This window comes from Plantibacter sp. AC185, assembly GCF_979258065.1.
The window spans coordinates 3,917,264-3,934,660 of sequence record NZ_OZ409831.1; the positions used below are offsets into that span (position 1 = coordinate 3,917,264).

15 protein-coding genes are annotated in these 17,397 nt (G+C 69.8%); 13 read left to right on the plus strand and 2 right to left on the minus strand.

Features of this window, described 5'->3' with window-relative positions; all coding sequences use genetic code 11:
• Positions 1 to 6: 6 nt before the first annotated feature.
• From ACZZZB_RS18240 to dapF, 10 genes are all read left to right on the plus strand, one after another.
• A complete protein-coding gene (locus ACZZZB_RS18240) occupies positions 7 to 2,901 on the plus strand; it encodes an FtsK/SpoIIIE family DNA translocase (RefSeq protein WP_463530422.1) in 2,895 nt (964 codons plus the stop codon).
• A gap of 2 nt (positions 2,902 to 2,903) precedes the next feature.
• The gene (gene pgsA / locus ACZZZB_RS18245) at positions 2,904 to 3,512 is read left to right on the plus strand and encodes a CDP-diacylglycerol--glycerol-3-phosphate 3-phosphatidyltransferase (RefSeq protein ID WP_137243233.1); all 609 of its coding nucleotides are present in this window, start codon (positions 2,904 to 2,906) and stop codon (positions 3,510 to 3,512) included.
• Positions 3,509 to 4,024, plus strand: coding sequence for a CinA family protein (locus ACZZZB_RS18250; protein WP_202938884.1), 516 nt, complete (start codon positions 3,509 to 3,511; stop codon positions 4,022 to 4,024). The genes pgsA and ACZZZB_RS18250 overlap by 4 nt, the downstream gene beginning before the upstream one ends.
• Positions 4,025 to 4,243: 219 nt before the next feature.
• Entirely contained in the window at positions 4,244 to 4,552 is a 309-nt protein-coding gene (locus tag ACZZZB_RS18255; protein WP_056012120.1) for a helix-turn-helix domain-containing protein, read from the plus strand.
• A 92-nt stretch (positions 4,553 to 4,644) separates the two neighbouring features.
• The gene (locus ACZZZB_RS18260; protein ID WP_079707086.1) at positions 4,645 to 4,869 is read left to right on the plus strand and encodes a DUF3046 domain-containing protein; all 225 of its coding nucleotides are present in this window, start codon (positions 4,645 to 4,647) and stop codon (positions 4,867 to 4,869) included.
• 281 nt (positions 4,870 to 5,150) lie between these two features.
• Complete coding sequence (gene recA / locus ACZZZB_RS18265; protein ID WP_079707085.1) at positions 5,151 to 6,293, plus strand: recombinase RecA; 1,143 nt, start codon at positions 5,151 to 5,153, stop codon at positions 6,291 to 6,293.
• Between the two features lie 26 nt (positions 6,294 to 6,319).
• Positions 6,320 to 7,198: a regulatory protein RecX gene (locus ACZZZB_RS18270; protein ID WP_192018598.1), complete on the plus strand. Its 879-nt coding sequence runs from the start codon at positions 6,320 to 6,322 to the stop codon at positions 7,196 to 7,198.
• Between the two features lie 35 nt (positions 7,199 to 7,233).
• Positions 7,234 to 8,835, plus strand: coding sequence for a tRNA (N6-isopentenyl adenosine(37)-C2)-methylthiotransferase MiaB (gene miaB, locus ACZZZB_RS18275; protein WP_463530423.1), 1,602 nt, complete (start codon positions 7,234 to 7,236; stop codon positions 8,833 to 8,835).
• Positions 8,832 to 9,746 (plus strand): tRNA (adenosine(37)-N6)-dimethylallyltransferase MiaA, encoded by a 915-nt coding sequence (gene miaA / locus ACZZZB_RS18280; RefSeq protein WP_463530424.1) that lies wholly within the window; start codon positions 8,832 to 8,834, stop codon positions 9,744 to 9,746. Before miaB ends, miaA begins: the two co-directional genes overlap by 4 nt.
• A 9-nt stretch (positions 9,747 to 9,755) precedes the next feature.
• The gene (gene dapF / locus ACZZZB_RS18285; RefSeq protein WP_463530425.1) at positions 9,756 to 10,637 is read left to right on the plus strand and encodes a diaminopimelate epimerase; all 882 of its coding nucleotides are present in this window, start codon (positions 9,756 to 9,758) and stop codon (positions 10,635 to 10,637) included.
• 5 nt (positions 10,638 to 10,642) lie between these two features.
• On the opposite strand, the gene ACZZZB_RS18290 is transcribed toward dapF, so the two are convergent.
• Positions 10,643 to 11,266 (minus strand): class I SAM-dependent methyltransferase, encoded by a 624-nt coding sequence (locus tag ACZZZB_RS18290; RefSeq protein ID WP_085513008.1) that lies wholly within the window; start codon positions 11,264 to 11,266, stop codon positions 10,643 to 10,645.
• Between the two features lie 41 nt (positions 11,267 to 11,307).
• Here ACZZZB_RS18290 and hflX point away from each other — a divergent pair, with 41 nt between their 5' ends.
• Positions 11,308 to 12,912: a GTPase HflX gene (gene hflX / locus ACZZZB_RS18295; RefSeq protein ID WP_228498742.1), complete on the plus strand. Its 1,605-nt coding sequence runs from the start codon at positions 11,308 to 11,310 to the stop codon at positions 12,910 to 12,912.
• Between the two features lie 9 nt (positions 12,913 to 12,921).
• On the opposite strand, the gene ACZZZB_RS18300 is transcribed toward hflX, so the two are convergent.
• Positions 12,922 to 13,836, minus strand: a complete 915-nt coding sequence (locus tag ACZZZB_RS18300) for a hypothetical protein (protein WP_463530426.1) — start codon at positions 13,834 to 13,836, stop codon at positions 12,922 to 12,924.
• Positions 13,837 to 14,072: 236 nt separating this feature from the next.
• Here ACZZZB_RS18300 and ACZZZB_RS18305 point away from each other — a divergent pair, with 236 nt between their 5' ends.
• Together ACZZZB_RS18305 and metE are read left to right on the plus strand one after the other, a co-directional pair.
• On the plus strand, positions 14,073 to 15,071 hold the full coding sequence (locus tag ACZZZB_RS18305; RefSeq protein ID WP_228501991.1) for a methylenetetrahydrofolate reductase: 999 nt from the start codon (positions 14,073 to 14,075) through the stop codon (positions 15,069 to 15,071).
• Complete coding sequence (metE, locus tag ACZZZB_RS18310) at positions 15,068 to 17,395, plus strand: 5-methyltetrahydropteroyltriglutamate--homocysteine S-methyltransferase (RefSeq protein WP_463530427.1); 2,328 nt, start codon at positions 15,068 to 15,070, stop codon at positions 17,393 to 17,395. Before ACZZZB_RS18305 ends, metE begins: the two co-directional genes overlap by 4 nt.
• The last annotated feature ends 2 nt before the right edge of the window (positions 17,396 to 17,397 follow it).

The window sequence follows — 17,397 nt, forward strand, 5'->3', positions numbered from 1 at the left end:
GAACGCATGGCCGCACGTTCCAACTCGACCAGCCGTTCGCGCAGCGCTTCCTCGCCGAGTGGCGCTTCGTCGCGCACCACGAGCACGAAGACGAACACCAAGCCCGGCCCCAAGGCGGGCGCGTCGACGACGAAGCAGCAGAAGACCGTCGCCTATCCGGCCGCCGAGGAGCAGCGCAGTGTGCTGACCTCGATGTGGCTCGGTCTCGCGCACGGCGTCGGTGGAGCGGTCCGCGCCCTCGGTCCCGAGCGCATCGCCAAGGAGGACCGTCGCGACGGCTTCCCCTTCCTGCTCTTCCTCCTGGCCGTCGTCGGTGCCGTCGTCGAGTGGTTCGGCGCGGCCGACCCGGTCGCTCAGACCTTTGACGCCTGGTCGTTCGGTGGCCTCTTCGGCCGACTCGCCTTCGTGCTCCCGGTCATCATGATCGTCTTCGCGGTCTGGCTGTTCCGGCACCCGGCCTCGGTCGACGACAACGGTCGCATCAGCATCGGCCTCGGTCTGCTCCTGATCAGCATCTCGGCGCTCTGTCACATCCACGGTGGCCAGCCGAACCCGAGTCAGGGCCTGCCCGCGTTGGCGCAGGCCGGCGGTCTCCTCGGGTGGATCCTCGGCGCTCCGCTCGCCGCGATCATCACCCCGATCGGCGCGACCGTCCTCATCTCGCTCCTGATCCTCCTCAGTCTCTTCATCGTGACCAAGACGCCGCCGAACCGCGTCGGTGCCCGCGTGCGGCAGTTCTCCACCTGGATGTTCGGCGAGCAGCCGGAGGCACCAGAGGGAGAGCCCGCAGAGCCGAAGAGTGTGCGGACGAAGCGACTCGACGACCTCGACGAGGAACCCGACGAGCCGGCGGCCCTGCCGTGGTGGCGTCGCAACACGAGCCGACGCGAGGACGACCCGACGTTCGAGGACCCGCTCATGGGCGACAACATGACCGAGCTCCTCGGCCTCGAGAAGCCGTCCGGCGGATTCGACTCGCCGCTCGAACCGGTGGCCGCGCCTGCCGCGTCGCCGAAAGCCGCGCCGGTGCACGACGCCTTCGGCTCCGAGCTCCTCGGCGACCTCGAAGCGGCGGAGAGCGCCGTCAAGCGGTTCAACACGGGCGAGATCAAGCCGCAGACGGGTCTACACGACGACAGCATCCCCGGCGCGACCGAGGTCATCGAAGACCTCGATCCGGCGCTCCTCGGCGCACCCGACCAGATCGACTTCTCGGCGCGCCCGATGGCGCAGCAGGGCCAGGACGACACGCCGTACCGTCTCCCGTCCGCAGGGACGCTGGCGGCGGGGGAGCCCGCGAAGACCCACAGTGCGGCCAACGACGAAGCGGTCGCCGCGATCACGAGCGTCCTCGACCAGTTCGGCGTCGACGCGAAGGTCACCGGCTTCTCCCGCGGCCCGACCGTGACGCAGTACGAGATCGAGCTCGGCCCAGGCGTCAAGGTCGAGCGCGTCACGGCGCTCAGCAAGAACCTCTCCTACGCCGTGGCGTCCAACGAGGTCCGCATCCTCTCGCCCATCCCGGGGAAGAGCGCCATCGGTATCGAGATCCCGAACACCGACCGCGAGATCGTCACCCTCGGCGACATCCTGCGCTCGACGGCGGCCACGAACAGCAACCACCCGATGACGATCGGTGTCGGCAAGGACGTCGGCGGCGGCTACGTCGTCGCGAACCTCGCGAAGATGCCGCACCTCCTGGTCGCCGGGTCCACCGGCTCCGGCAAGTCGGTCTTCGTGAACTCCATGATCACCTCGTTGCTCATGCGCGCGAAGCCGAGCGAGGTGCGCATGGTCCTCATCGACCCCAAGCGCGTCGAGCTCGCGCCGTACGCGGGCGTCCCGCACCTCATCACGCCCATCATCACGAACCCGAAGAAGGCGGCGGAAGCGCTGCAATGGGTCGTGAAGGAGATGGACATGCGGTACGACGACCTCGCGAGCTTCGGGTACCGGCACATCGACGACTTCAACAAGGCCGTCGTGGCCAACGAGATCGTCCTCCCCGCGGGCAGCGAACGCGTGCTGAAGCCCTACCCGTACCTGTTGGTCGTCGTCGACGAGCTCGCCGACCTGATGATGGTCGCCCCCCGCGACGTCGAGGACTCCATCGTCCGCATCACGCAGCTGGCCCGTGCGTCCGGTATCCACCTCGTCCTCGCGACGCAGCGTCCGTCGGTCGACGTCGTCACCGGCCTCATCAAGGCGAACGTCCCCTCGCGCCTCGCCTTCGCCGTGACGAGCGTCACCGACTCGCGGGTCATCCTCGACCAGCCGGGCGCCGACAAGCTCATCGGTCAGGGCGACGCCCTGTTCCTGCCGATGGGTGCGAACAAGTCCATCCGCGTGCAGGGTGCATGGGTCGGCGAGAACGAGATCCAGCGGGTCGTGGAACACGTCACGAACCAGGCGCGGCCGGAGTACCGGAAGGACGTCCAGGCCGTCGCGGAGCGCAAGGAGATCGACGCGGACATCGGCGACGACCTCGAACTCCTGCTCGCCGCAGCGGAGCTCGTGGTGTCGACGCAGTTCGGATCGACGTCGATGCTGCAGCGGAAGCTCCGGGTCGGTTTCGCGAAGGCCGGCCGGCTCATGGACCTCATGGAGTCCCGCGAGATCGTCGGCCCGTCCGAGGGCTCGAAGGCCCGCGACGTCCTCGTCACCGCCGAGCAGCTGCCGGGGGTCCTGGCCCGTCTGCGCGGCGAGGACGATGGTTCGGCCGCTCCGGCCCCCGCAGCGGCGGCCTCGACAGCCGCCGTGGCCGCCCCGGTCGTCGGTGCCGCCGGCGGCGTCGAGCCCGACCGCTACGGTGCGGACCCGGTCGAGGCCCAGTTCCAGGACTATCCTGAGGTCGAGGGCGGTTCTGACGAAGACGCCTGGAGTCTCACCGGTCGGGAGTAGACATGACGGCATCGAACGCGTCGGCTGCTGCGCCGCGCATCTCGAACTGGAACCTCCCGAACGCGATCACCGTCGCGAGGATCGTGCTCGCGCCCGTGTTCATGTGGATGCTGCTGGCGGACGACGGATCCGACGGCGCACTGCGGTGGTGGGCGGCCCTGCTCTTCGTCGTCGCGATCGCGAGCGATGGCATCGACGGGCACATCGCCCGCAGTCGCAACCTCGTGACGGACCTCGGCAAGATCCTCGACCCGATCGCCGACAAGGTGCTGACGGGCGGAGCGCTCGTCGCGTTGTCGATCCTCGGCGAACTGCCGTGGTGGGTCACGATCGTCGTGCTCGTGCGCGAGATCGGCATCACCGTCCACCGCTTCATCGTGATCTCCGACCATGTCGTCGCAGCCGCGTGGATGGGGAAGCTCAAGACTCTCGCACAGGCCGTCGCGATCTCACTCGCCCTCGCGCCGTTCTGGGTGCTCCTCGGTGACTGGGTGCTCTGGGTGAACGGGGTCTTCATGACCATCGCCGTGCTCCTGACCATCGCGAGCGGCATCGACTACGTCGTCACCGCCGTCCGGGGGTCGCGCGCCGACCGGCAGGTCAAGCGATGACGTCCGATGCCGTCGAGTCGGCCGATGCCGGTGCCGCCTCGGCGGTCCACGCCCTCATCAACGCCCGGTTGACGATCGGTGTCGCGGAGTCCCTGACCGGCGGGCTGCTGGCCGCGGCGCTCATCAGCGTTCCCGGTGCGTCCGCCACGGTTCGAGGCGGTGTGGTCGCCTACGACACCCGCCTGAAGCACTCGTTGCTCGGAGTCGACGCCGGCCTCCTCGCGCTCCATGGCGCCGTGCACCCGGAGGTGGCCCTCCAGATGGCCGACGGCGTGCGCCGTGCCCTGGCGATCGACGGGCTTCCGGCAGACGTCGGTATCGCGACGACCGGCGTCGCCGGGCCTGACCCGCAGGACGGCCAGGCCGTCGGGGCGGTCTTCGTCGGGATCGTGACGCGAGCGGGTGGACGGGTGGTGCCGCTCACCCTGGACGGAGGCCGTCAGGAGATCCGACACCGGACCGTCGAGCTGGCGTTGGAAGCCCTCGTGCGCGAACTCGACGCACTCGAGTGAACGCCGACTCCGATCGGCGGAATACCGTCCGTTTCCATCGCGTTACAGATGACGTATTCACAAGAAAAGCCCAGTGATCCTGGTTACTGTTCGGCATACGGTGGTTGTAATGTTGGCCATCCACGAACGAGACGGCGATCAGCTGGGACGACGTGAATCCGCGTTGCAGAAGCAGAGCGCTGTACGACACGAGGTCGTAGAGCACAGAGGGAGGGTCACGTGGTTCTAGTCCGTCAAGAGATCGGCGACGTGCTGAGGGACTTTCGGTTGCAGAAGGGTCGCACGCTGCGCCAGGTGGCGAGCAAGGCGAGCGTCGCACTCGGATACCTGAGCGAGGTCGAACGAGGCCAGAAGGAGGCATCGAGCGAGATCCTCGCATCGGTGGCCGACGCCCTCGACACCCCCATCTCCGTCATCATGCGAGAGGTCGGAGACCGCCTCGCGGTCATCGAGGGTCTCTCCCCGAACATCCCGGACACCGTTCCGGACGAACTGGTCAACGAGCTGGACGAACTCGTCTCCCGCTGATCGAGCGAGCACGGCAGCAGAACGCCCCGGGATCCCTCTCCCGGGGCGTTTCCGCGTCCGGACGGACGACGGAGGAAGGGACAGGAGCAGGAATGAAGCTGAGTGAGTTCAGGACGGCCGTCGCCGACGAGTTCGGCGCGGCCTACGGAGCGGTACTCACCGGTGACCTCGGACTCACCGAGTTCGGCTCGAAGACCGCCGAGGAGGCGTTGCGCGCCGGTGTCCCGCCCCGCGACGTCTGGATCGCGCTCTGCACCGCGACCGACGTGCCGGACGAGCGACGCCACGGCGTCGGACGACTGCAGCCGGGCGCGTAGCGCGTCCAGGGCCACGGGCGAAGCGGTCTTCGACACGCCGCCCGATCGGTATCGAACATCCGTTCTAGTGGTGCTAGTGTCCTCCACAGGATCATTCGTGAGTGCGTTCTGCACGGATCGGGCCGTCCGCCGGTGTATGTCGGTGGTGGCGCGTACCGTCGGAGACATCAGGAACGACCGACGCCTTGTCGCCCTCGGGCCCCGACCTTCAGCAGAAGCGGGTCCCGGAACACGCGGCGACAGCCTATAGGCACCCGACACCGAGCAGAGAGAAGCACACCATGCCAAGTCCAGCTGAACGCGAGAAGTCCCTCGAAACCGCACTCGCCCAGATCGACCGTCAGTTCGGCAAGGGCTCGGTGATGCGCCTCGGTAGCGACGAGCGCGCACCGGTCGAGGTCGTCTCCACCGGCTCGATCGCCCTCGACGTCGCACTCGGCATCGGAGGGCTCCCGCGTGGCCGCATCGTCGAGATCTACGGGCCTGAGTCCTCGGGTAAGACGACGCTCACGCTCCATGCCATCGCGAACGCCCAGCGTGCCGGGGGCATCGCCGCCTTCATCGACGCGGAGCACGCACTCGACCCCGAGTACGCCAAGAAGCTCGGCGTCGACATCGACTCGCTGCTCGTCTCCCAGCCCGACACTGGTGAGCAGGCGCTCGAGATCGCCGACATGCTCGTGCGCTCGGGTTCCATCGACCTCATCGTGATCGACTCCGTCGCGGCGCTCGTGCCCCGCGCCGAGATCGAGGGCGACATGGGTGACTCGCACGTCGGTCTGCAGGCCCGCCTCATGTCGCAGGCGCTGCGCAAGCTGACCGGTGGCCTGAACCAGACGAACACGACGATGATCTTCATCAACCAGCTGCGCGAGAAGATCGGTGTGATGTTCGGCAGCCCCGAGACGACCGCCGGTGGTAAGGCCCTGAAGTTCTACGCCTCGGTCCGACTCGACATCCGTCGCATCGAGACGCTGAAGGACGGCACGGAGGCCGTGGGTAACCGCACGCGCGTGAAGGTCGTCAAGAACAAGATGGCTCCGCCCTTCCGGCAGGCCGAGTTCGACATCCTGTACGGCGTGGGCATCTCCCGCGAAGGGTCGTTGATCGACTTCGGTGTCGAGCACGCCATCGTCAAGAAGGCCGGCGCCTGGTACACCTACGAGGGCGATCAGCTCGGTCAGGGCAAGGAGAACGCCCGGAACTTCCTGCTGAAGAACCCGGACATCGCCGCTGAGATCGAGCGCCGGATCCTCGGCAAGCTCGGTGTCGGTGCCGAGGGTGCCGCCACCAAGAAGGCCGCGGATGCCGCCGCAGCCGAGGTCGCTGCTGCCGAGGCCGCGGCGCTCGAGGCGGCGACCGGTGGAGCCCCGCAGCTCGCAGCCGCCGGCGCACCGAAGTCCGCCGCGAAGCGCAGCGCGTAACGCGCGCCCCGAACAGCGAGGTCACCATGGTCGTCTCCTTCCCTCCCGCCGGTCCGGCCGACGAGTCGTCGGAGCACGTGGCCCCCGTGACCTCGCTGTTCGGTCGCCGTCCGGCGCCCGATGCCGCTGCCGAGCCCAGCGGCTGGTTCGTCGGGCAGACCGACGACGCACCGGTCGTGGCCGCGCCCGTCGTGCGTCCCGTCGCTCCGTTGCGGCGGACGTCCACCGAACGCACCGAGACGGAGACCACCCCGCCGCGCGACGTGTCGAGCGATCTCCCCGCGGCGACGAACCCGACGACACCACCCGAGCCCGCACCGCGGACCCTCGCCTGGACCGCGGTCGTCGAGGCGCCGGAGGACGACGACGCAGACGACCGCGCCGAAGCCGATGAGGTCGAGGCTCCGGTCGATCCGGAGGTCCGGCTGGCCGAACTCGATCTGCTCGCGGTGCGACGACTCGCCCGCCGCGGGTGTTCCGAGTGGGAGATCGCGGAACTCCTCCGTGGCCACGACGCCGCACCCGACGAGGTCGAGCACGTCCTCGCCGAGCTCCGCCGACGCGGCTATCTCGACGACGCCGAACTCGCGCGTCAACTCGTCGAGAGCCTGCACACCCGCAAGGGGCAGTCCCGTGCGGTGATCGGCCGCGAACTCTCCTCGCGACGCATCGACGCCTCGATCGTCTCCGAGGCCCTCGAAGCCATCGACGACGACGACGAGCTCCGACGAGCGCTGGTCGTCGCCGAGAAGCGCGCCGGTCAACTGCGCTCCCTCGATCAGGCGACGGCCGAGCGACGTCTGTCGGCCTATCTCGCGAGACGCGGATACGGCTCGGCGATCATCCGTGAGGCGTGCTCGCGTGCCCTGTCGGGGTCGAAGCGTTCCGGCGTGAGTTTCCGCTGACCGGAGGCATCTCAGGCCGCGCGTAGACTGCCGGTATGAGCAGCATCGTCGAGACGCCCACGGTCATCAGCGCCTCACCCGCCGCGATCGACGAGTCAGGTCGGCAGCGGAGCTATGAGGTCCGCACCTACGGGTGCCAGATGAACGTGCACGATTCCGAGCGGCTCAGCGGGTCACTCGAGGCCGCCGGTTACATCAAGGCGGACGGCGAGCAGGCGGACATCGTGGTCATCAACACCTGCGCGGTCCGCGAGAACGCCGACAACAAGTTGTACGGCAACCTCGGCCACCTGGCATCGATCAAGAAGCAGCGCAGCGGCATGCAGATCGCCGTCGGCGGTTGTCTGGCGCAGAAGGACAAAGAGGTCATCCTCCGGAAGGCCCCGTGGGTGGACGTCGTCTTCGGGACGCACAACATGGGTTCACTGCCGTCGCTGCTGGAGCGGGCTCGGCACAACGACGAGGCCCAGCTGGAGATCCTGGAGTCGCTCGACACCTTCCCCTCCACCCTCCCGACCAAACGCGATTCCAGCTACAGCGGTTGGGTCTCGATCTCCGTCGGATGCAACAACACGTGCACCTTCTGCATCGTGCCGTCGCTCCGTGGCAAGGAGAAGGACCGTCGCCCGGGCGAGATCCTCGGTGAGCTGCGCGCGCTCGTCGAGGACGGCGCCATCGAGGTGACGCTGCTCGGGCAGAACGTGAACTCCTACGGTGTCGAGTTCGGGGATCGTCAGGCGTTCGGCAAGCTCCTGCGGGCGGCCGGCACGATCGAGGGCCTGGAGCGCGTCCGGTTCACGAGCCCGCACCCGGCCGCCTTCACCGACGACGTGATCGATGCGATGGCCGAGACGCCGAACGTGATGCCGCAACTGCACATGCCGCTGCAATCGGGTTCCGACCGCATCCTCAAGGCGATGCGTCGCTCCTACCGGTCCGAGCGCTTCCTCGGGATCCTCGACCGGGTCCGTGCCAGAATCCCGCACGCGGCCATCTCGACCGACATCATCGTCGGGTTCCCCGGCGAGACGGAGGAGGACTTCCAGGAGACCCTCCGCGTGGTCGAGGCCGCACGGTTCGCCAGCGCCTTCACCTTCCAGTACTCGATCCGTGCCGGTACACCGGCGGCCACCATGCCCGATCAGGTCCCGAAGGCCGTCGTGCAGGAGCGGTACGAGCGACTCATCGCGTTGCAGGACCGCATCAGTCTCGAGGAGAACCAGCGCCAGGTGGGCCGGCAGGTCGAGTTGCTCGTCGCGGTCGGCGAGGGTCGCAAGAACGACACCACGCATCGACTGAGCGGGCGGGCCGAGGACTCCCGGCTCGTCCACTTCGAGGTGCCGGCGGGCTCCGAGGTGCCGCGACCGGGCGACGTCGTGACCGTGACCATCACCGAGGCAGCGTCGTTCCACCTCATCGCCGACGCACCCGGCGGTGAGCCACTGCGGGTCCGTCGGACGCGTGCCGGAGACGCCTGGGATCGAGCTCAGGCCGACTCCTGCGGTGTGCCGACGACGGCCGCCGCGGCGGAGCCAGGCCGAGTCTCACTCGGCTTGCCGGGGCTGCGCATCGGGGCGCCGACCGTCGGCGTGACCACGTCTCCCATCTACGACCCGAGCGACGGCGAACGTCGGTGACCGGCTTCCTCGCGGTCGTCGGAGCGACCGGGACGGGGAAGTCCGCACTGTCGCTCGAGCTGGCGACCGCTCTCCGCGAGGCGGGGCGTCCAGCCGAGATCGTCAACGCCGATGCCATGCAGTTCTATCGCGGCATGGACATCGGGACCGCGAAGCTGCCCATGGAGGAGCGGCGCGGGATCCCGCACCACCTCTTCGACGTCCTGGACGTCACGCAGGAGGCGTCCGTCGCCTGGTACCAGCCGACGGCCCGTGCCGCGATCGACGAGCTCACCGCGCGTGGGGTGACGCCGATCCTCGTCGGCGGTTCCGGGCTGTACGTCTCGAGCGTCATCCACGACTTCCGGTTCCCCCCGAGAGACCGCGCCCTGCGCGAGCGCCTGGAACGGGAACTCGAGGAGGAGGGGCTCCCGGCGCTCATCGAGCGGCTCCGCCTGGCCGATCCCACGACCGCCGACCGCATCGATGCGGCGAACGCCCGCCGGGTCGTGCGCGCACTCGAAGTCCACGAGTTGGCCGAGCGCGGCCACGGTGCAGCGCTTCCGGAACGCCCCGTCCCATGGCGGCCGGTCGAGGTCATCGGGGTCTCGACGCCGCGAGAGGTCCTCGTCGAGCGCCTCGACCGGCGCGTCGAGATGATGTGGGACGCAGGACTCGTCGCGGAGACCGCCGAGCTGCTCGACCACGGCCTCGAGCAGGGCGTCACCGCCGTCCGTGCGATCGGGTACGCCCAAGCGGTGGCGCAACTGCGGTCGGAGCTCACCGAAGCGGAGGCGATCGCCGAGACCCAGCGCCTGACGAGGCGGTACGCGCGCCGTCAGGTCAGCTGGTTCAAGCGCTATCCGGCGATCACCTGGGTGGAGGGCGGCAGCGCCGAGGCGAGTGAGCTGGCCCGCCGAGCGCGCCCGTAGACTGGTCGGATGGCGTCGACACTCTCCTTCACGAAGGGCCACGGCACGGGCAACGACTTCGTGCTCTTCTCCGATCCTGACGGCCAGGAGGCCCTCGATCCGGGCCAGATCGCGGCGCTCTGCGACCGGCACTTCGGGATCGGTGCTGACGGCGTCATCCGCGCCGTCCGGTCCGCGCACCTCGATGCCGGGGCGGCCGTGCTCGCTGAAGACCCTGCCGCGGAGTGGTTCATGGACTACCACAACGCCGACGGTTCGGTCGCGGAGATGTGCGGCAACGGCATCCGGGTGTTCCTGCACTACCTGCTCGAGAGCGGACTCGTGGAGCTGGCCCCCGGCGAACAGCTCGCCATCGGCACCCGCGCCGGCGTCCGGATGGTCGGCTACGACCCGCTCGGCTACGCCGTCGACCTCGGCCGCTGGAGCCTCGACGAGCGGGAGACGCTCGTCCGGGTGAAGGGGCTGCCCGTGGCACGCCCGGGGATCGGGATCGACGTCGGCAACCCGCACATCGTCGTCGCGGTCGCCGACGCCGCCGAACTCGACGGAGCGGAACTGGAGTACGTCCCACAGCTCGACCCCGCACCGCCGCACGGTGCCAACGTCGAGTTGGTCGTCCCGGGTGAGCCGCTCATCGCCGACGGCGTGGCCCGGATCCGCATGCGCGTCCACGAGCGCGGGAGCGGCGAGACCCTGAGCTGTGGCACCGGGACGGCTGCCGCGGCGCTCGCGTTCCGCCACTGGGCGGGCGCGGCGGCTCCGAACGACTGGCGCGTCGAGGTGCCGGGCGGAGTGCTCGGGGTGCGCATGGTTCCCGGCGCAGACGGCGAGCACGTGGTGCTGGCCGGTCCGGCGACGCTCGTCTACTCCGGGACGATCACCCTGGCCTGAGCCGCTCAGGCCGAACGGAGCTCCCGGCGCCGGGCGTGCAGGACGCGGAAGCCCTTGGCCATGGCCGCACGTCCGACGTGGAACGACGTCGGCAGCTGCTCCTGCAACCACTTCTGCAGTGAATCCGAGCCGAGGTTCTTCTGCACGACGAGCCAGGCGTCACCCTCGTCCTCGAGCCGTGGCAACCAGTGCATGAGCATGCGGTGCAGCTCGTCCTTGCCGACGCGGATCGGCGGGTTCGACCAGATGGTCGCGAAGCGGACCGTGTCGGGGACGTCGTCGGGGAGGACGGCACGGATGTTGGCGAGCCCGAGGCGTTCCGCGTTGATCCGGGTCAGGTCGAGCGCGCGTTCGTTCACGTCGACCGCCCAGACGGTCGCGTCCGGCGACGCGAGCCCGAGCGACAAGGCGATCGGGCCCCAGCCGCAGCCGATGTCGAGGAGGTCGCCCGTCGGCGGGGGAGGAGGGGTGTTCGCGAGCAGCACCTGGGTGCCCTGATCGAGGTGGCCTGGGCTGAAGACGCCGCCCGCCGAGACGAGCGAACGGTCGACGCCGCCGAGCCGTGCGGTGATCGGTTTGAGCTGCAACTCGCTCGCGGGTTCGGCGGTGAAGTAGTGCTCGTTCGACATACAGGAACGGTACCGGACCAGGAGGAAGTAGGGTTAACGCGATGCCTAGACCACCGATGGACGCACCCCAGGACCACGCAGACGACACCGATGTCGATGTCGAGGCGGTGGTGGACGACGCCTCGGTCACCGATCCCGACGACGTCGTCGCACGCGTGCTCACGAGCGCCGCGTCCCGATCGAGCGGGTACACCCTGTTCGGCAGCGGTGCCGCGGCGTTGCAGACCGGCGATGCATCGGGCGGCAGCTCCGACGACGGCGAGCAGTACGACCGCGAGGACCGACAGGCCCTCCGTCGCGTCGCCGGGCTCTCGACCGAGCTCGAGGACGTCACCGAGGTCGAGTACCGGCAGCTCCGGCTGGAGAACGTCGTCATCATCGGCGTCTACCCGCAGGGTGCGCTCCACGACGCGGAGAACTCCCTGCGCGAACTCGCAGCGCTCGCGGAGACCGCCGGTGCCGTCGTGCTCGACGGGCTCCTGCAGCGCAAACCGCACCCCGACCCGAGCACGTATCTCGGTCGAGGCAAGGCCCAGGAACTGAAGTCCATCGTCCAGGCGCTCGGCGCCGACACGGTGATCGCCGACACGGAACTCGCACCCAGCCAGCGTCGCGCCCTCGAGGACGCGGTCGGCGTGAAGGTGATCGACCGCACGGCGGTCATCCTCGACATCTTCAGCCAGCACGCGAAGAGCCGGGAGGGCAAGGCACAGGTCGAGCTCGCCCAACTCGAGTACCTCCTGCCCCGCCTCCGCGGCTGGGGCGAGTCCATGAGCCGTCAGGCCGGTGGCCAGGTCGGTGGTGCCGGTGCCGGTATGGGGTCGAGGGGCCCCGGTGAGACGAAGATCGAACTCGACCGACGCCGCATCCACACCCGGATGGCGAAACTGCGCAAGTCGATCACGGCGATGAAGCCTGCGCGCGAGGCCAAGCGGGCCAACCGTCGCCGTAACACGGTGCCGTCGGTCGCGATCGCGGGGTACACGAACGCCGGGAAGTCCAGCCTGCTGAACCGCATCACGAAGGCCGGCGTCCTGGTTGAGAACTCGCTCTTCGCGACGCTCGACGCGACGGTCCGCCGCAACGTGACCTCCGACGGACGCGAGTACACCCTGGCCGACACGGTCGGCTTCGTGCGCAACCTGCCGCACCAGCTGGTCGAGGCCTTCCGTTCGACGCTCGAGGAGGTCGCCGACAGCGACGTCATCGTGCACGTCGTCGACGCCGCGCACCCCGACCCCGCCGGCCAGATCGCCACCGTGCGCGATGTCATCGGTGAGGTCGGAGCTCGGCACATCCCCGAGCTGGTCGTGTTCAACAAGGCCGACCTCGTGGACGACGGCCAGCTGCTCGTGCTCCGCGGTCTCGTCCCGGACGCCGTCTTCGTGTCGGCCCGGACCGGGCTCGGGATCGACGAGCTCATGGAGCGCATCGAGACGCTGATCCCGTCGCCGAGCAATGAGGTCCACGTCATCGTGCCCTTCGACCGCGGAGACCTGGTCACGCTGCTGCACGAACGCGGCAAGGTGCTGTCGACGGACTACGACGAGCGTGGCACGATCGTGCACGCCCTGGTCGGTGCCGAGCTCGCCGCCGCCCTCGCGCCGTTCGCCGAGGTCGTCCCGGCACCCGCCGTGGCCGGCTGACCCGACTCCTCACGCGCAGCGCGCGCGGACGGCATCTTTGAGCGCCTCCGCCGTGTCGGCGTCGAGCGGCAGGGTCATGACGGCCTCCGGGCCGTCGTCGATCCGCACGACGAGTGGGAAGAGGGTCCCCACCTTGTCCTCCGCCAGGGCGTGCGGGTCGCACCGGGTCGGCACGATCCGCAGTTCGATGGACTGCGGACCGTCGGCGGCGTCCACGGTCAGGCTGAGCGGCCAGTCCTGGGGTGGGTCACCGCCGCCGTCCGTCGGCGCCGGTCGCAGCAGGACGGTCGAGCGCAGTGCGACGAGCTCCAGCCGACCCGGAGCGCCGGTCGGCACGGCCGTGATCGTCAGGACGGCGACCGTCGTGGCTCCGGCACCCTCGAGGCGGATCCCGGGAGCCGCGGCCACCTCGGCGATGCGTTGCACCGCCGCCACGGTGCACGTCGAGGCACGGATCCGCTGCAGCGCGTTCGTCGGATCGGGGAGGTCGGCGGCGGAGAGGACCGCGCCGTCGTCGACTCGGAGCAGGAGATCGACCTGCGACTCCCCGTCGCGGGCGTCGCAGTCGATCGGGGGCAGCTCGACGGCGAGGTCCGTGGTCTGTCCAGCGCGGATCGTCGAGGATCGGTCCCGGACGGTCGGCGCGGTGAACGCCGACCCCGCCAGCTCGAGTCCGACGATCGTGATGTCGTGGTCGCCGCCGTTGCCGACCCGGACGATCGCGGCGTCGCTCGCGTACTGGTCCCGGTTCTGACGGAACTCGACGACGAGGTCCTCCGCTGAGGCTGCACGTGTCGCCGTCGGCGCGGACGAACCGGCGGCCGTGCACCCGGACAGGGCGATCACCACCGCCACGCAGGACGCGATGACGCGCGAACCGAGTACTCGGCGCTCGGCGCCCCGGTGCCTGGTGCCCTCGGTCATGGCATCAGCGTAGGACCGGAGCGCCGCCGGGGGAATGTGTCGCAGGATGACGCTGTCGGACAGATGTCCGTCGCGCGGATCGTCGGGCGTTGCTATCGTCGTGCGCATCGTAACCGCCCTCACCGGCGGAATCGGAGCGACAGCCGAGCCCGGCACCCGCCCACGACACACCAGCGGAACCGCTGCGTGCTGCGTGGTCGCCGGCTCTCGATCCGCTGCCACCGAGACGAGACCCCATGACCATGACGGAGCCCGCCTGTCCCGGGCGTACCCCCTTCTCCTTCGAGCTGTACCCGCCCAAGACGCTCGACGGCGGCGTCGCGCTCGCACGGACGGTCGAGCACCTGGCCGCCGCCGGCCCGGAGTTCATCTCGGTCACCTTCGGCGCCGGCGGTTCCTCGCGAACGGCGAGCCTGGACGTGCTGCGGAGCATCCGGACGTCGACCTCGGTGGACCCGATGGCCCATCTCACCTGCGTCGGTTCGACGCACGCGCAGGCCAGCCGACTCATCAAGGACTTCCTCGATGCCGGGGTGCACAGTTTCCTCGCGCTCCGCGGCGACCCGCCTGCCGGAGCCGTCGAGGGGGACGCCTTCCTCGGTGATCTGGGGAGTGCCGCGGAACTCGTGCAGCTCATCGGCCGGGTCAGTGCCGAGCACGAGCCCTACGCCGAGGGGTCGCTGGTCGGCCTCCCGGGCGCGGTGCAGCTCGGGCGACGCCATCGGCCGCGGATCGCGGTCGCCGCGTTCCCCAACGGACACCCGCGCTCGCGGTCGACGACGCAGGACCTCGACACCCTGTTGGCCAAGCAGGCGGCTGGGGCGACGCTCGCCATCACCCAGCTCTTCTTCCACGCCGACGACTACCTCGCCTTCGCCGAACGCGCGAGACGTCACGGCGTCACCATGCCCATCCTGCCGGGCGTGATGCCCATCACGAGTCCGGCGCGGTTGCGTCGAGTGCTCGAGCTCAGCGGCGAGGCGCTCCCGAGCGACCTGGCCATCGCGCTCGAGGTCGAGCCGGACGAAGCGGGACGGATCGACATCGGCACCGACTACTCCGCGAGGCTCATCCGCGACGTCGTCGCGGGCGGCGCGCCGGGCGTCCACCTCTACGCCTTCAACCAGCATCGGACGGTGCTCGACGTGTTGCACCGTGCCGGCATCCCCGTGCAAGGCGGCCGACCGGTCCGTCATCCCATCCCCGATCCACTCACCAGCAAGGACGCACGATGAACCCCACTTCCGCATTCCCCGTCGGCACCATCCTCGGCTACCCGCGCATCGGGCCGAACCGGGAGTTGAAGCGCGCCGTCGAGTCCTTCTGGGCCGGCCGGATCGACGCCGAGGCGCTCGAGCGGACGGCCTCCGAGCTGCGCGCCGCCACGCGTGCCCGCCTCGCGGGGCTCGGCCTCGACCCGACGAACGCCGCGATCCCCGAGAGCTTCTCGTTCTACGACCAGGTCCTGGACGCAGCGCTCACCGTCGGCGCCGTCCCGGAGCGCTTCTCGTCGCTCGTCGGGGCCGACGGTCGGGTCGACCTCGTCGGGGCGTTCACGATCGCTCGTGGCGCCGGCGACCTCGCCCCGCTCGAGATGACGAAGTGGTTCGACTCGAACTACCACTACCTCGTCCCGGAGATCGGCGAGTCGACGCCGTTCGCGCTCTCCGACGACCGAGTGGTCGAGCAGTTCCGCGAGGGCCTCGCCGAGGGGTACGTGACGCGGCCGGTCATCGTGGGCCCCGTGACGTTCCTGCTGCTGTCCAAGGCGGCCGAGGGGGCCTCAGCGGGATTCGCCCCGATCGACCGACTGGAGGCGTTGCTGCCCGTCTACGCGGAACTCCTCCAGCGCCTCGCCGCTGCCGGCGCGCCCTGGGTGCAGCTCGACGAACCCGCACTGGTGTCGGAGACGTTCGACGTGCCGAGGTCGACGGTCCTCGCGGCGCTCGAACGATCGACGGCCGTCCTGTCCGCCGTGTCGGACCGCCCGGCGATCTTCGTCGCTGCTCCGTACGGCGCCTTGGGCAACGCCCTCCCGGTGCTCGCCGAGTCGGGGGTCGAGGCGGTCGGTGTCGACCTCGTCCGAGGAGGCCTGCCGGACTCGTCTCCCGGACTCGACACGAAGACCGTCGTCGCGGGAGTGATCGACGGCCACAACGTGTGGCGCGGCGACCTCGTGGCCGCGGCCGACCTGCTCGCGAGCGCGGCGGAGCGCTTCCCACAGCTCGCGGTGTCCACCTCGACGTCCCTCCTGCACGTCCCGCACGACGTGTCGGTGGAGACGAAGCTCGACCCCCGTCTCCGGAGCTGGCTCGCCTTCGCCGACCAGAAGGTGGATCAGATCGCGGTCCTCGCACGCGGTCTCACCCAAGGGCGCGCGGCCATCGCGGCCGAGCTCACCGCAGCGTCGGCCGCGCTCGACGATCGGCTCGCCGCGCCCGGGGTCGTCAATGCCGCCATCCGCGCACGGACGGCAGCGCTCGCACCAGCGGACTTCACCCGAGACGACTACCAGGAGCGCGCCACGGCGCAGGAGCAGGCGCTCGGCCTGCCGTTCCTCCCGACGACGACGATCGGTTCCTTCCCGCAGACCGGCGACATCCGTCGCGCCCGCGCGCAGCGGGTCGCCGGGACGCTCGACGAGGAGGCCTACGTCGAGACGATGCGCGCGGAGATCGGGCGCGTCGTGGCGCTGCAGGAGGACCTCGGCATCGACGTCGTCGTCCACGGTGAGCCCGAGCGCAACGACATGGTCCAGTACTTCGCCGAGCACCTCGACGGGTTCGCCGTGACGGAGCACGGGTGGGTGCAGTCCTACGGTTCGCGATGCACCCGTCCGTCGATCCTGTGGGGTGACGTCTCGCGGCCGGCGCCGATCACGGTCGAGTGGTCGGCCTACACGCAGTCGTTGACCACCAAGCCGGTGAAGGGCATGCTCACGGGCCCGGTGACGATCCTCGCCTGGTCGTTCGTGCGCGACGACCAACCGCTCGCCGAGACGGCGAACCAGGTCGCCCTCGCCCTGCGTGACGAGATCGCCGACCTGGAGCGGGCCGGCATCCGCATCATCCAGGTCGACGAACCCGCACTCCGCGAACTACTCCCGCTCCGGCGGGCCGACCAGGGGCGGTACCTCGACTGGTCGGTGGGCTCCTTCCGGCTGGCGACCGCGGGCGTGCGCGCCGAGACGCAGATCCACACCCACCTCTGCTACTCCGAGTTCGGTGTGGTGATCGACGCGATCCGGCGCCTGGACGCCGACGTGACGAGCATCGAGGCGGCCCGGTCTCGGATGGAGGTCGTGTCCGACATCCGGGCGAGTGGTTTCGACCACGGCATCGGCCCGGGCGTCTACGACATCCACTCGCCTCGGGTGCCGAGCGTCGCTGAGGTGACGGCGTTGCTCGAGATCGCGCTGGAGGGGATCCCGCAGCGCCAGGTCTGGGTGAACCCGGACTGCGGACTCAAGACGCGAGGGTACGAGGAGACGGTCGCCTCCCTCGCCAACATCGTCGAGGCCACGCGTGTGGTCCGCGCACGGGTCGGTGCGACCGGCTGACG

Bases quoted from the DNA above. Each gene is read 5' to 3' on its own strand.
- miaB (WP_463530423.1), top strand. From the start codon at position 7,234: ATGAGCAGCATCGTCGAGACGCCCACGGTCATCAGCGCCTCACCCGCC.
- recA (WP_079707085.1), top strand. From the start codon at position 5,151: ATGCCAAGTCCAGCTGAACGCGAGAAGTCCCTCGAAACCGCACTCGCC.
- dapF (WP_463530425.1), top strand. From the start codon at position 9,756: ATGGCGTCGACACTCTCCTTCACGAAGGGCCACGGCACGGGCAACGAC.
- ACZZZB_RS18250 (WP_202938884.1), top strand. From the start codon at position 3,509: ATGACGTCCGATGCCGTCGAGTCGGCCGATGCCGGTGCCGCCTCGGCG.
- pgsA (WP_137243233.1), top strand. From the start codon at position 2,904: ATGACGGCATCGAACGCGTCGGCTGCTGCGCCGCGCATCTCGAACTGG.
- metE (WP_463530427.1), top strand. From the start codon at position 15,068: ATGAACCCCACTTCCGCATTCCCCGTCGGCACCATCCTCGGCTACCCG.
- ACZZZB_RS18300 (WP_463530426.1), bottom strand. From the start codon at position 13,836: ATGACCGAGGGCACCAGGCACCGGGGCGCCGAGCGCCGAGTACTCGGT.
- ACZZZB_RS18290 (WP_085513008.1), bottom strand. From the start codon at position 11,266: ATGTCGAACGAGCACTACTTCACCGCCGAACCCGCGAGCGAGTTGCAG.
- ACZZZB_RS18305 (WP_228501991.1), top strand. From the start codon at position 14,073: ATGACCATGACGGAGCCCGCCTGTCCCGGGCGTACCCCCTTCTCCTTC.
- ACZZZB_RS18270 (WP_192018598.1), top strand. From the start codon at position 6,320: ATGGTCGTCTCCTTCCCTCCCGCCGGTCCGGCCGACGAGTCGTCGGAG.
- ACZZZB_RS18260 (WP_079707086.1), top strand. From the start codon at position 4,645: ATGAAGCTGAGTGAGTTCAGGACGGCCGTCGCCGACGAGTTCGGCGCG.
- hflX (WP_228498742.1), top strand. From the start codon at position 11,308: ATGCCTAGACCACCGATGGACGCACCCCAGGACCACGCAGACGACACC.
- ACZZZB_RS18240 (WP_463530422.1), top strand. From the start codon at position 7: ATGGCCGCACGTTCCAACTCGACCAGCCGTTCGCGCAGCGCTTCCTCG.